This is a genomic window from Enorma phocaeensis (assembly GCF_900186505.1).
Classification (GTDB): domain Bacteria; phylum Actinomycetota; class Coriobacteriia; order Coriobacteriales; family Coriobacteriaceae; genus Enorma; species Enorma phocaeensis.
The window spans coordinates 437,400-450,609 of record NZ_LT891969.1; the positions used below are offsets into that span (position 1 = coordinate 437,400).

Genomic DNA, 13,210 nt, shown 5'->3' on the forward strand with positions numbered 1-13,210 from the left:
AAGGTATTCCATGGCTAACGATTCCGAGCTTTTGAGCGGTGTATCCGCGGACGATGCTATCAACAGCAGCGCCAACGATGCTTCTACCAGCGAGTCGCTGCATGATGATTCCGTCGCCTCCATCCAGCGTTCCGCGGCATCGCTCTCCTCATCTGGGGTCTCCGCCGAGCAGGTGGCCCGGGTCGCCGCCGAGGCGATGTCCGACAAGAAGGCGCAGGACATCATCGCCCTCGACCTGACCGAGCTCTCTGACGTCTGCGACTATTTCGTCATCGCCACGGGTGCCAACAACCGCCAGGTCGACACCTTGGTCGACGAGGTGGAGGAGAAGGTTGCCGAGGCGTGCCAGGAGCACCCGTTCTCTATCGAGGGGCGTGATCAGCGCACCTGGATCCTCATGGATTACGGCTCGGTTCTCGTGCACGTCTTCACGCCCGAGGCGCGGGAGTACTACCGTCTCGAGAAGCTGTGGGGCGATGCCCCGCGGCTGGAGCTCGGCCTCGATTAGGCCTCGATTGGCGCACATCTAGGCGAGATCTTGGGATGCGTGGCGCTTGCCCATCTCCGGTGAGTGCGCTTTGGCTCATCTCGCTCAGGGAGCAAGCTCGTGGCCTTGGAGGGCGCGTATACTTGAGCCATGGATGCACTGTCTGGCATAAGCGGTTTCGACGGGCTCTTCGACGTTTGGGAAGGGCCCGCTATCGGGCTCATGGATCTCGATGCGTTCTTCGCGAGCGTCGAGCAGCTCGATCATCCCGAGTGGCGCGGCAAACCCGTCATCGTCGGAGGTTCGCCTGAGGAGCGAGGTGTGGTCTCAACCGCATCCTACGAGGCGAGGCGGTACGGCGTCCATTCGGCCATGCCCTCGGCGCAAGCTCAAAAGCTCTGCCCCGATGCGATCTGGACTCATGGGCACTTCGACCGTTACCGCGAGTTGAGCGACCAGGTCATGGCGATTCTCGCTGACGAGACGCCGTTCGTCGATCAGGTCTCCATCGACGAGGCGTTCTTCGACGTCTCCCCAGGGCGCTTCTCGCGCGAATCCCCAATTGCAATCGCACGGCGCATCTCGCAGCGCGTGAGCGAGCTGGGGATCACATGCTCGATCGGTCTCGGGACGAGCAAGACGGTCGCCAAGATCGCGAGCGACCGCGACAAGCCGCGGGGGCTCACCATCGTTTTTCCAGGTACCGAGCAAAGCTTCTTGGGCCCGCTCCCGGTGCGCGCGATGAGCGGAATAGGCAAGAGTGCGGAAGCCGCCCTCAAGAAATCCGGTATCCGCACGCTGGGGTCGCTCGCTATGGCGCCGACTGAAGTGCTGCGAGCGGTTTTTGGCATCAACGGCGAGGTCATGCGACAGCGCGCGTTGGGTCTCGAGGCCAGCTCCGTCGCCCCGCTCGATGCCGAGGATGAGGTTAAGTCTGTGAGCAACGAGCGCACCTTTGCTCGCGATCTCACTGATCGGCGCGACGTCGATGCCGCCCTGCATCTTCTAGGCGAGACGGTCGGCAGGCGCTTGCGCCGTCGCGGCCTCGCCGGGCGCACGGTCACGGTTAAAGTCAAGTTCTCCTTTGGAGAGGGCAGGACCATCCAGCGGAAGCTCCCTCATCCAACGGACGACGAGAACATCTTCGTCTCCTGTGCCTGCGACCTTATGGATACCATTTGGTTCGAGGGCATGCATGTGCGCTTGCTCGGCATCGGGATCAGCGACTTCAAGAACGATGCCGGGGTACAAACGGACCTGTTTTGCGACGTGGATGAGCGCGGCACCGTTGCAAGCGACCGACGCGACCTGTCCGTTGCGGTGGATCGTGTTCGGGAGCGCTTCGGCAACGCTTCGGTGGGATTTGGCCGGGCGGCACGCTTCGGTGACGACCTCGTCCGACCGGATAAGTTCCTCAATCAGAACAAACCGCATGAATGACTTGATCGCGGGTTCGATTGCGTTCGATGCTTGCGGTTCCGGCTTGGTGCAGACTTGCGGATTGTTCGCACTTTTCCTTGAAATCGGTTCAATCTTGCGTAATATGTGTAGTTGCCTGCGGAACCTCCGAAGAAGTTGGCAGCTACCACTTCACCTGCTCCATCCGTTGGCGTATTATTACAAGCTGTTTGTCCGTAAGCGCAGCTGCGTGCTGCATGGTTAGAGGAGTTTTCATTGGCTGTCAAGATTCGCCTTGCTCGTCACGGTTCTAAGAAGCGTCCGTACTACCGTATCGTCGTTGCCAACTCGCGTTCGCCGCGCGATGGTCGCTTCATCGAGGAGGTCGGTCGCTACAACCCGCTGACCTCTCCCAAGACGATCAGCCTCGACCTCGAGAAGATCGCTGAGTGGCAGTCCAAGGGCGCCCAGCCCACCGATGCCGTCAAGGCGCTCATGAAGGCCGCCGAGGAGGGCCCCAAGACCGAGACCGAGGTCAAGAAGTCCAAGAAGCAGCTCGCCAAAGAAGCTGAAGCTGCCAAGGCTGCTGCTGAGGCTGCCGAGTCCACCGAGGAGTAGGCATCGTGGCCGAGGAGCTGGCGGCTTCCGCCGCAACCGAGGCCGAGCTCTCCGATCGCATCGCCGATCTGGTTGAGTACCTCGTCTTGAGCATCGTCGACGACACCGATTCCGTGAGCCTCGAGGTTATCGATGGCGAGCGTTCGTCGGTCATCGAGATCACGGTCGCGGAGGCCGATGTGGCCAAGGTCATTGGTCGCCGCGGCAGAACCATCAAGGCAATTCGCACGCTCGCTCGCGCCCTGGCTGCCCGTCTGGGCACCGCGGTCGAGGTCGAGATCATCGGGTAGCACGTTGACGGTTCGATATCGAAACATAGCCCGTGTAGTGAAGACTCACGGGAAATCGGGGGAGGTCATCGCACTGCCGGTGCGGGGCCTTCCCTTTCTTGTCGAGCCCGGCCTCGTCGTCGCGCTTACCCCTCCCGCACTCGATCGCGAGCGCTTCACAACGGTCGAAGGGGTCGAAGAGTCGGCTAACGGCTACCGCATCGCGCTCGCGGGCATCGAGGATCTCAACGCATCAGAGGGCGTCGTGGGCTGCTATCTCTTGGCTCGTGAGGACGACCTAGAGCTCGGGCCGTTGGATGTCGCGTGGGATGATCTCATCGACCGCGCTGTGATCGACGGGCGCTACGGGCGGCTGGGTGTCATCAAAGAGGTCATCGAGACCCCTGCGAACGACGTATGGTCCATAGAAGGCCCTTACGGAACGGTCCTCTTGCCCGTCGTCGAGCAGGTGGTGCAGGCGGTCCCCGAGGAAGGACCCATCCAGGTCGTGGTTCTCGATGGGCTCATCGATGCGAAGCCGGGGGATGTTCCCCGTCCGGCGGGGGAGGCCTAGATGCTCATCGAGACCCTCTCCGTCTTTCCGGAGATGTTCGAGCCGGTCATGTCCACGTCTATCTTGGGGCGCGCCCGCAGCGCCGGCATCTTCGACTTCCGCGCGTATGATTTACGCGACTGGACGCACGATCGCCATCGTACCGTCGACGACGCGCCGTTCGGTGGAGGCCAGGGGATGCTTATGAAGGCGCCCCCGATCTTCGAGGCGGTGCGCTCCATCGCATCTGAGGGGACGCGCCCGCACATCGTCTTCTTCACTCCCTGCGGCGAGCCGTTCAAGCAAGATGTCGCCGAGCGCCTCGCTGGCTATGAGCGGTTGCTGTTCGTCTGCGGGCGCTACGAGGGCATGGATGAGCGCGCCTATGAGCTCGCGGACGAGCGCCTTTCCATTGGAGACTATGTGCTCACCGGAGGGGAGCTCGCTGCCATGGTCGTGACCGATGCCGTGGTGCGCCTGCTTCCCGGAGCGCTCGGCGATGAGCTGAGCAGCGTCGACGAGTCGTTCTCTACCGCTGAGGGCGGCGGACTGCTCGAGTACGCCCAGTACACCCGTCCTGCTGAGTTCGAGGGAAACGAGGTTCCTCCGGTGCTGCTCTCCGGCGATCACGCTAAGGTCGCCCGGTGGCGCCGGCGAGACGCCATCGAGCGCACGTGCCGCTGGCGCCCCGATCTCATCCCCGCCGCCGAGCTCACCGATGAAGAGCGGCTCTATGCGGAGGAGCTCTTGAGGCGCTACCATGGAGACGAGCCGATAGAGTAGGAGCGAAACGTGATACCTCACCAGCATTCTGTGGTCCGAAGCGTGCTCGAGTGGCTGCTGACGCTCGTCCTCGTTCTCGCGTTCTTCATCTTCTTGCGAACCTTCGTGGTCGAACCATACCGGGTGCCTACGGGTTCCATGGAGCCGACGATAGAGATCGGCGATCAGGTGATAGCCCAAAAGGTGACCCTCAATGCCGGCATGGGAGTTCAAACCGGCGACATCGTGGTCTTCCATAACCCTGATGGCGATTCCGACCATGACATCTTGGTCAAGCGCGTGATCGCCACGGCGGGGCAGACGGTCGACTTCCAAGACGGCCGCGTCGTAGTCGACGGTGTGCCGCTTGACGAGGAGTACGCCGAGGGCTCTTCATACCCCCTTGCCAACCAAGCCGAAGGCGTTTCTGTCGGCTATCCCTACACGGTGCCGGAGGGGTGCGTATGGGTTATGGGCGACAACCGCGAGAACTCGGCTGATTCGCGGTATTTCGGCGCTGTTTCCGAGGACGATCTCATCGCGGTCGTCGTCTTCCGGTATTGGCCGCTCAATCGCATCGGAACCATCTAGCTTTCAGGCACCGCGGTTCGCCAGCCATGATCGGACCGGAAAACACCGCGGTTCGTCTGACGTCCTTGGTTCGCGTTGAGCTACCATAGTCACCACATGTATCTCGATGAGGAGGAGGTCGAGCATCTCATGGATGCCACGACGCATACCTTCCAGGACATCATCCTGGGTTTGCAGCGCTACTGGGGGAGCCAGGGCTGCGTCATCATGCAGCCGTACGACTCCGAGGTGGGCGCTGGTACGTTCCATACCGCGACGGCGCTGCGCTCGCTGGGGCCTGCTGCCTGGCGCACCTGCTACGCCCAGCCCTGCCGTCGCCCCGCGGACGGCCGCTACGGCGAGAACCCCAACCGCATGCAGCACTACTACCAGTTCCAGGTGCTGCTCAAGCCCTCGCCGGCGAACAGCCAGGAGCTCTACCTCGATTCGCTCAAGGCAATCGGGCTCGACCCGGCAGACCATGACATCCGCTTCGTCGAGGATGACTGGGAGAGCCCTACGCTCGGTGCTTGGGGCCTGGGCTGGGAGGTCTGGCTCAACGGCATGGAGGTTACCCAGTTCACCTATTTCCAGCAGGTGGGCGGCATCGAGGTCGATCCCGTTCCGGTGGAGATCACCTATGGCTTGGAGCGCCTCGCCATGTACATCCAGGGCGTCAACTCTGTCTACGACCTGGTATGGAGCTACCTGCCCGACGGAACGCCCATGACCTACGGCGATGTGTTCCTCGAGAACGAGCGCGAGTTCTCGGCCTATAACTTCGAGGTGGCCGATATCGAGCTCATGCGCCAGAAGTTCGATGACTATGAGGCCGAGTGCCATTCGTGCCTCGATGCGAAGCTGCCGCTGCCGGCGTACGACTGCGTCATGAAGTGCAGCCATGCGTTCAACATCTTGGATGCGCGCGGCGCGCTTTCCGCTGTGGAGCGTGCAAACTACATCCTGCGCGTACGCACGGTCGCCAAGGCCTCCTGCGAGGCTTATCTTGCGGAGGTTGCCTCGAGCGACCAGGATGCATCTGAAGGGGAGGTGGCATAAGATGGCTGAGACCCGCGATTTCCTGTTCGAGATCGGAACCGAGGAGATGCCCTCGGCACCGCTCATGAATGCCGTCAAGCAGCTCGGGCCCATGATCGACGGCGGTCTTTCCGAGGCGGGACTTGCCCATGGCGAGGTGCGCGTGCTCTCGACGCCGCGTCGTCTGGTCGCGATCGTAGCAGACGTCGCCACCGCGACTGACGAGGTGCACGAGATCCGCCGCGGTCCTGCTGCGAACATCGCGTTCGATGCCGAGGGCGTGCCCACCAAGGCAGCCGAAGGGTTTGCGCGCAAGTTCGGTCTCACGGCAGCTGAGCTTTCCCGCCGTGAGGATACCGATGGCCGCGAGTACGTCTTCGCCGAGAAGAGCATTCCCTCGCAGCCCGCGACGCCCTTGCTCACGGCCCTCTGCGAGAAGACCATCGCTGGCCTCCAGTGGCCCAACTACCGCAGCCAGCGCTGGGGCTCTACGCATGAGACGTTCGTCCGTCCCATCCGCTGGATCTGCGCGCTTCTAGGTTCGGACGTCGTGCCCGTGCGCTATGCGGATGTTCGGTCCGGGAACACCACGCGCGGCCACCGCGTCCTCGGCCCGGGCGAGCATGTGGTCTCCGAGCCTGCCGTCTTCGAGCAGGTGCTCGAGGAGGCCGGCGTCTTGTGCGAGGAGCGCAGGCGCGCCGTTATCGCCGAAGGCATCGCGCGCATCGAGGAGGAGCGCGGCGGCGCCCGCGTCGATACGCCCAAGAAGGTTCTCGATGAGGTCGTGAACCTCTGCGAGTGGCCGACCGTGCTGGTGGGTTCGTTCGATGAGGAGTTCCTCAAGGTCCCGCATGAGATCATCTGCGAGTCCATGCTTTCCAACCAGCGATACTTCCCGATCTATGACGCAGCGGGCGAGCTTACGCGCGAGTTCGTTGTCGTTGGAAACGGCAAGCCCGAAAACGCCGAGGTCATCATCGATGGCAATGAGCGCGTGGTGCGAGCCCGTCTGTACGACGCGAAGTTCTTCTACGACGAGGACTTGAAGGTGCCGCTCGAGGAGTTCCGCTCCCGCTTGGAGCAGGTCGGATTCCAGGAGAAGCTCGGCAACGTGCTTCAGAAGAGCGCGCGCATCGAGGAGCTTGCAGGTGAGATAGCCCGTGCCGCAGGCTGCGATTCGATCGTGAGCGCTGACGCGATCCGGGCCGCACATCTCTGCAAGGCAGACCTCGTTTCGAGTGCGGTCATCGAGTTCACGAGCCAGCAAGGCGTCATGGGCGGCTACTACGCATTGGCTGCAGGCGAGCATGAGGCCGTTGCTCATGCGATCCGTGACCATTATCGGCCTCGCTTCGCCGGGGACGATCTGCCCGAGGGCATCGAGGGCTGCATCGTGGCGGTAGCCGATAAGCTCGACACGATCGCGGGCATGTTCGCCATCGGCGAGCCGCCGACTGGTTCCAAGGATCCCTTCGCGCTGCGCCGGAGCGCCATCGGCGTCCTCAATATCCTTCGCGACCGTCTGCGCTGCGGCTACGTCGAGCTGGTCCACGCGGCCCTGCGCGCCTACGCAGCGCAAGGCCTTGAGTTCGATGAGGACGAGGTCGCCGGCGCGATCTGCGCCTTCATCAAGGGCCGTATGGAGCAGATCGCGCGCGACGAGGGCATCTCCCCCGATACGGTCTCGGCCGTATCGCAGGGTTCCGTGGTGGCGCCCGCCGACTATTTGGCACTCGCGCACGCCCTCGAGGACGCGCGCAAGCACGACCCCGAGGCGTTCGAGAACCTCGCCACGGCATATGCGCGCGCAAGTCACCTCGCGGATGCATCTCTTGGCACCGATGTCAGCGAGGAGTTGCTCGGCGATGCCGAGCGCGATCTGCTTTCTGCCACCGATGCCACGAACCGCGCTGTGGGCGAAGCGCTCTCGTCCAAGGATTTCACCGGTCTCATCGCCGCCCTTGCATCGCTCCGCGAACCCATCGACCGCTTCTTCGACGATGTCCTCGTCATGGATGAGGACGAGGCGCTTCGCGCTAACCGCCTGCGCCTGCTCAATCGCTTCGCCACCGTCTTCGACGGCGTGGCTAACATCGGCGAGCTCGCACGGAAGAAGTAGGTTGCTGCTTATAGCTGCTTAAACGTCCCGGTTTCGCCTGAGCGGAGCCGGGACGCTGCCTATCGGCGCTGCTCGTCGGACGATAAGCGCATGGATCGAGGGGAGTGATATGGTAGGGAAACCCATCATTCACGTCGTATCGGATTCTCTTGGCGATACCGCTTGCGATGTGGTGCTCGCTGCAGCTGGCCAGTTTCCTCCCGACGCATTCGAAATCGTTCGGCTTCCAAAGGTCGAGCGCGTCTCGCAGGTAGAGCGACATCTTGCCGAGCACGGCGCCCCAGATCGGCAGGCCGCGGTCTTCCATACGATCGTAGGGCCTGCATTGCGCGATGAGGTGACGGAGCTCCTCCAGAGGCTCGATATTCCTGCCGTCGACCTTATGGGGCCTGCGCTCGGCCTCCTTTCAAGGCTGAGCGGGTCTGAGCCCCTCGGTATCCCGGGTGTCATCCATAGGACGGATGAACGCTACTTCCATCGCATCTCGTGCATGGAGTTCACGCTCGAGCATGACGACGGCGCCGGTTCAGAGGACCTTGGCCGAGCGGACATCGTCCTCATCGGGGTCTCGCGCACCTCTAAAACGCCGCTCTCCATGTATCTGGCTCTGCAGGGGTACCGAGTCGCAAACATTCCCCTGGTGCCGGGTTCCGAGCCTCCACGCGAGCTTTTCGATTGCGACCCGGCGCGAGTGTTCGGCTTGCTTTCCACCACGGAGGTCATCGCGAGCCGCAGAAACGAGCGGCTCGAGGGGCCGCTTGCACGCGCGGTTGCTCCGAGCTACGCCGATCCCGAGCATATCGCGCGCGAGTTGGATGATGCCCGCGCGCTCATGCGACGCCTCGGCTGCTTCGTGGTTCGCACCGACGGAAAGGCTATCGAGGAGTCCGCGGCCGAGATCTCGGCGCACCTCGAGCGCATCCTTGCGAAGCGACGGCTCCGTGCCGATGGGTAGGTCCTGAAGACGACCGAGCACCACTCACGGTGGTAGGTTGTATATCAGAGTGCTACATATACCCTTCATAAGCAGGCAATAGTTCTGAAATGAACTACACCGTTACTCCATTCATCCTACCGTTTACACCTTGCATTCGGCCGTCGACGAGCACATAGATACCTCACGTCTTCCCATGGGCGCTGTTACCTATAGTTTGCGCATACCCGCTGCCGGCGGGGCATCGTACCGCGATTCGCAGCATGGGGCTGCCGAAAGGGGGAGTATCGTGAACGATGAGAAACGGGTGTACCGGTTCGGAGGCGACGAGCAGGGGAGGGATGTTACCGAAGGCTCCGCGAGCATGAACTACGTGCTCGGCGGCAAGGGGGCCAACCTGGCCGAGATGTGCCGGCTGGGATTGCCGGTTCCAGGAGGGTTCACCATCACCTGCCAGACGTGCGTCGCCTATTCCGGTGCCGGGGACGTATGGCCGCTAGGCGCCTTGGATGAGATCGATGAGGCGACTCGCGATCTCGAGCGTCGGATGGGCCGCAAGCTGGGTGATCCTGATGACCCGCTTCTGGTTTCCGTCCGTTCGGGCGCACCGTTCTCCATGCCCGGAATGATGGATACGGTGCTGAATCTGGGTTTGAACGACGAGGCCGCTCGCGGGCTCATCAAACAGACCCAAGACGAGCACTTCGTATGGGACTCCTACCGCCGTTTCATCCAGATGTTCTCGGATGTCGTCATGGGCGTGGATGCGGAGCTGTTCGAGAATGCATTGACCGAGAAGCGCCTGGTGGCGGGTGTGAAGAGCGATGCCGAGCTTTCATCTGGGGACCTGTTCGAGCTCGTCGAGGAGTTCAAGGGAATCTTCCAGGAGCATGTCTCGGCATCCGACCATCCCGAGCTCGTCGTAGATGGAAAGGTCATGTTCCCGCAAGATCCCGCTGTCCAGCTCCGGCTTGCCATCGAGGCGGTCTTCGGCAGCTGGATGAACGAGCGCGCCTGCCTCTATCGCAAGCGCAACGGCATTCCCGATGATCTTGGAACCGCGGTGAACGTGCAGGCGATGGCATACGGCAACAAGGGCGATAGCTCTGCCACGGGCGTCGCTTTCACGCGCGACCCGGCTAGCGGCGAGAACGTCCGCTATGGAGACTTCTTGATCAACGCGCAAGGCGAGGACGTCGTCGCGGGCATCCGCAACACCCAGCCCATCCAGGAGATGGGTTCGTACCCCGCGCTCGCGGATGCCGCGCGCGATCTGGAGCGCATCTTCCAGATCCTCGAAGCCCACTACCGTGACATGATGGATATCGAGTTCACCATCGAGCAGGGGAAGCTCTGGATGCTCCAGACCCGCGTCGGCAAGCGAACCGCCACGGCGGCGCTTCGCATCGCCATCGACATGGTCGAAGAGGGCCTGATCGATCGCGAGACGGCAGTTCGTCGCATCGATCCTGCTCAGCTCGACCAGCTTCTCCATCCGCAGTTCAACACCCATACCGCCCCCGATGTCCTCGCGCGCGGCCTCAACGCGAGCCCGGGCGCCGCAGTGGGTGAAATCGTCTTCAGCTCAGATGATGCGGTGCGGCGTGCCGGGGAGGGCGTTCCCGTCGTTTTGGTTCGATGGGAGACCAACCCCGATGACCTCAAGGGCATGGTTGCCGCGGAGGGCATCCTCACCAGCCATGGAGGCAAGACGAGCCATGCGGCGGTGATCGCGCGCGGCATGGGAGCGCCATGCGTATGCGGCGTCGAGGCATTCCGCATCGATGCCGCCGCCAAAGAGGTCCATGTGGAGGGAACCGATGTCGTGCTCCGCGAGGGGGACATCATCTCAATCGACGGAACCACCGGCATCGTGGTCGCCGGCGCCGTACCGCTCAAACGCGCCGAGCTTACGGGCGACCTGGAGACCATACTCTCCTGGGCTGATGAGATCCGCCTGCAGCCGGGCTCGACCCATCCCTATCATGTTCGCGTTAACGCCGACAACCCCGAGGATGCCGAGCTCGCACTCGGTTTTGGCGCAGAGGCGATCGGTCTGTGCCGTACCGAGCACATGTTCCTCGGCGATCGCAAGGAAATCATCCAGTCGTTCATCTTGAGCGACGACGAGCAGGAGCGCCAAGCTGCGCTGGACAGCCTTCTCACCGTCCAACGCAGGGACTTCCTCAAGATGTTCAAGACGATGGATGACCGCGATGTGGTCGTGCGCCTCATCGACCCGCCGCTCCATGAGTTCCTGGATGATCCCAGGTCGCTCGAAGTCCGTATCGCCCGTCTCGAAGCTGCGGGCGCTCCCGCCGAGGAGCTCGAAGCTCTCAAGGCGCGCCTGCGTCGCATCGACGGCATGGCTGAGATGAACCCCATGCTCGGATTACGCGGCGTGCGCCTGTCTTTCGTGTTCCCCGAGCTCCCGCTCATGCAGGTTCGCGCCATCGCCAGCGCCGCGGCGCTCCTCATCCGCGATGAGGGGCTCGCCCCCAAGCCGGAGGTCATGGTTCCTCTGGTCTCGCTCGAGTCCGAGCAGGTTCAGATGCGTTCGATTTGCGAGCAGGTGATCGATGAGGTGGCTGCGGAGTACGGCGTCGCGCTCGATATCCCGGTTGGCACGATGCTCGAGCTTCCACGTGCCTGCCTCATGGCGGATGCCATCGCGCAGCATGCGGACTTTCTGTGCTTCGGGACGAACGACCTCACCCAGACCACGTTCGGCTTCTCTCGTGATGATGCCGAGTCCAAGTTCATCCCTATCTACCTGCATAACAAGCTGCTTGAGAGGAACCCGTTCGAGACGATCGACGAAGGGGTGCTCGAGCTCGTCCGAATGGCGGTCGAAAAGGGGCGGTCCGTTAAGCCGGAGCTCACCTGCGGCGTCTGCGGCGAGCACGGCGGCGACCCCGAGTCCATCAAGGGGCTCTTCAACGTAGCTGGAGTCGACTACGTTTCCTGCTCTCCGTATCGCGTTCCCGTCGCGCGGCTGGCGGCCGCCCAAGCGAAGCTTGCGGAGATGGCATAGCTATTGAGCTCAGCGCATGGGTTGGACGTGTTGTTGTAAGGAATCGAGATTGCCTACTTGCCACCTCGAATCGTTTGCGTATACTAATAACGTTTGTCCAACCCATGTGTCGGCGTACGCGCGCGGCACCTCTGGATAAGAGATAGGAACGAGAATGGATTACATCCGCGCTATCGAGCGCCAGCAGATCCGCGAGGACATCCCGCAGGTCCGCGTCGGCGACAACGTCAAGGTGCACTATCGCATCAAGGAGGGTGACCGCGAGCGCATCCAGGTCTTCCAGGGCGATGTCATTCGCATGAGCGGTGGCTCCTCCCGCGAGACCTTCACCGTCCGCAAGATCTCCTTCGGCGTCGGCGTCGAGCGCACCTTCCCGCTTCATAGCCCCAAGATCGCCAAGCTCGAGGTCGTGCGCCACGGTCGCGTTCGTCGCGCTAAGCTCTACTACCTGCGCGACAAGATCGGCAAGGCTGCTCGCATTCCCGAGAAGCGCTAGGTCGTATCGCATCGACAGGAACAGGGTCGCCGCAAGGCGGCCCTTTTTCTCATAATGGAGGCTCAAGATGGCGAATCAGAACAGCACCGCAAAGGCCGCGGAGATCTCCGCTGAGCTCGCGAGTGCTCCCGTCGACGACATTCCCGCCTTGGTCGAGCGCTATGAAGACGATCCGCGCTCTCAGGTTAGGAAGGCATGCGAGAGGGCCATGCGGCGACTCGATAAGGAGTTAGCCGAGCGCGAGCGGGTCGATGCGATGTATCGCGCTATGAGGGAATACGGGGGAGGAGGCGTCGTTATCGGGGTGGACGAGGTCGGACGCGGCTCCGTTGCGGGACCGCTCACCGTTTGTGCCGTCTGCCTCCCCGATGAGCCCCGTATATCGGGGTTGAACGATTCCAAGCAGCTTACGCCTGCGCGACGCGAGCTCGTGGCGGCTCGCATAGCCGAAGTCGCGCTTGCCATCGGCATCGCGAATATCCCAGCCGCGGACATTGACCACTGGGGGATGGCGACCTGCTTGAGGCGCGCGGTGGCAGCGGCAGTCGAAGATGCCGGCATCGTGCCCGATAGCGTCCTCATGGACGGGAACCCCCTGGGAGCTGTTCCCAACGAGGTTGATATCGTTCACGGCGACGCGCGCGTTGCCTGCATCGCAGCCGCTTCAATCGTCGCCAAGGTAACGCGAGACGCGCACATGGTAGAGCTCGATGCGCTCTTCCCCGGCTATCACTTCGCAGAATCCAAGGGTTACGCCTCTGCCGACCATATCGCCGCGATCAAGGCTCACGGGCTCACCGAGGAGCACAGGGTGAGCTTTTGTGGGAACTTTCTGGAGAGCGGCCGTCTGTTCTAGCAGACCTGCGCACCATAAGCGCTTGCGAATCGCCGTTAAGCGGGGACGGTATAACCGTTGGAAGCTTCTGGTAAGG

The 13,210-nt window shown here is 62.5% G+C and carries 13 protein-coding genes; all 13 read left to right on the plus strand.

Translation table 11 applies throughout. From position 1 onward, the window contains the following. Positions 1–10 precede the first annotated feature (10 nt). Entirely contained in the window at positions 11–508 is a 498-nt protein-coding gene (gene rsfS / locus C1717_RS04865; protein ID WP_102372086.1) for a ribosome silencing factor, read from the plus strand. 129 nt (positions 509–637) lie between these two features. Further along, on the plus strand, positions 638–1,927 hold the full coding sequence (dinB, locus tag C1717_RS04870; RefSeq protein ID WP_102372087.1) for a DNA polymerase IV: 1,290 nt from the start codon (positions 638–640) through the stop codon (positions 1,925–1,927). Between the two features lie 234 nt (positions 1,928–2,161). Continuing rightward, positions 2,162–2,503, plus strand: a complete 342-nt coding sequence (gene rpsP, locus C1717_RS04875; protein WP_102372088.1) for a 30S ribosomal protein S16 — start codon at positions 2,162–2,164, stop codon at positions 2,501–2,503. A 5-nt stretch (positions 2,504–2,508) separates the two neighbouring features. Then, positions 2,509–2,793, plus strand: a complete 285-nt coding sequence (locus tag C1717_RS04880; protein WP_102372089.1) for a KH domain-containing protein — start codon at positions 2,509–2,511, stop codon at positions 2,791–2,793. A 37-nt stretch (positions 2,794–2,830) separates the two neighbouring features. Beyond that, positions 2,831–3,346: a ribosome maturation factor RimM gene (locus C1717_RS04885; RefSeq protein WP_245859474.1), complete on the plus strand. Its 516-nt coding sequence runs from the start codon at positions 2,831–2,833 to the stop codon at positions 3,344–3,346. After that, a complete protein-coding gene (gene trmD / locus C1717_RS04890) occupies positions 3,347–4,108 on the plus strand; it encodes a tRNA (guanosine(37)-N1)-methyltransferase TrmD (protein WP_102372091.1) in 762 nt (253 codons plus the stop codon). Positions 4,109–4,117: 9 nt separating this feature from the next. After that, positions 4,118–4,678 (plus strand): signal peptidase I, encoded by a 561-nt coding sequence (gene lepB / locus C1717_RS04895; RefSeq protein WP_102372092.1) that lies wholly within the window; start codon positions 4,118–4,120, stop codon positions 4,676–4,678. Positions 4,679–4,807: 129 nt separating this feature from the next. Then, positions 4,808–5,716 (plus strand): glycine--tRNA ligase subunit alpha, encoded by a 909-nt coding sequence (locus tag C1717_RS04900; protein ID WP_102372323.1) that lies wholly within the window; start codon positions 4,808–4,810, stop codon positions 5,714–5,716. Between the two features lies 1 nt (position 5,717). Next, positions 5,718–7,814: a glycine--tRNA ligase subunit beta gene (gene glyS, locus C1717_RS04905; protein WP_102372093.1), complete on the plus strand. Its 2,097-nt coding sequence runs from the start codon at positions 5,718–5,720 to the stop codon at positions 7,812–7,814. Between the two features lie 109 nt (positions 7,815–7,923). Continuing rightward, on the plus strand, positions 7,924–8,769 hold the full coding sequence (locus C1717_RS04910) for a pyruvate, water dikinase regulatory protein (protein ID WP_102372094.1): 846 nt from the start codon (positions 7,924–7,926) through the stop codon (positions 8,767–8,769). A 268-nt stretch (positions 8,770–9,037) separates the two neighbouring features. Then, on the plus strand, positions 9,038–11,782 hold the full coding sequence (gene ppdK / locus C1717_RS04915) for a pyruvate, phosphate dikinase (RefSeq protein WP_102372095.1): 2,745 nt from the start codon (positions 9,038–9,040) through the stop codon (positions 11,780–11,782). A gap of 154 nt (positions 11,783–11,936) precedes the next feature. Continuing rightward, complete coding sequence (gene rplS, locus C1717_RS04920) at positions 11,937–12,278, plus strand: 50S ribosomal protein L19 (RefSeq protein WP_102372096.1); 342 nt, start codon at positions 11,937–11,939, stop codon at positions 12,276–12,278. Positions 12,279–12,345: 67 nt separating this feature from the next. Next, positions 12,346–13,134 carry a ribonuclease HII gene (locus C1717_RS04925; protein ID WP_102372097.1) on the plus strand — a complete coding sequence of 263 codons (789 nt, stop codon included), beginning with the start codon at positions 12,346–12,348 and terminating at the stop codon, positions 13,132–13,134. Positions 13,135–13,210 lie beyond the last annotated feature (76 nt).

Excerpts from the sequence above, each read along its gene's own strand:
- rsfS (WP_102372086.1), top strand. The coding sequence starts at position 11 with ATGGCTAACGATTCCGAGCTTTTGAGCGGTGTATCCGCGGACGATGCT.
- dinB (WP_102372087.1), top strand. The coding sequence starts at position 638 with ATGGATGCACTGTCTGGCATAAGCGGTTTCGACGGGCTCTTCGACGTT.
- trmD (WP_102372091.1), top strand. The coding sequence starts at position 3,347 with ATGCTCATCGAGACCCTCTCCGTCTTTCCGGAGATGTTCGAGCCGGTC.
- C1717_RS04900 (WP_102372323.1), top strand. The coding sequence starts at position 4,808 with ATGGATGCCACGACGCATACCTTCCAGGACATCATCCTGGGTTTGCAG.
- glyS (WP_102372093.1), top strand. The coding sequence starts at position 5,718 with ATGGCTGAGACCCGCGATTTCCTGTTCGAGATCGGAACCGAGGAGATG.
- C1717_RS04910 (WP_102372094.1), top strand. The coding sequence starts at position 7,924 with ATGGTAGGGAAACCCATCATTCACGTCGTATCGGATTCTCTTGGCGAT.
- rplS (WP_102372096.1), top strand. The coding sequence starts at position 11,937 with ATGGATTACATCCGCGCTATCGAGCGCCAGCAGATCCGCGAGGACATC.
- C1717_RS04925 (WP_102372097.1), top strand. The coding sequence starts at position 12,346 with ATGGCGAATCAGAACAGCACCGCAAAGGCCGCGGAGATCTCCGCTGAG.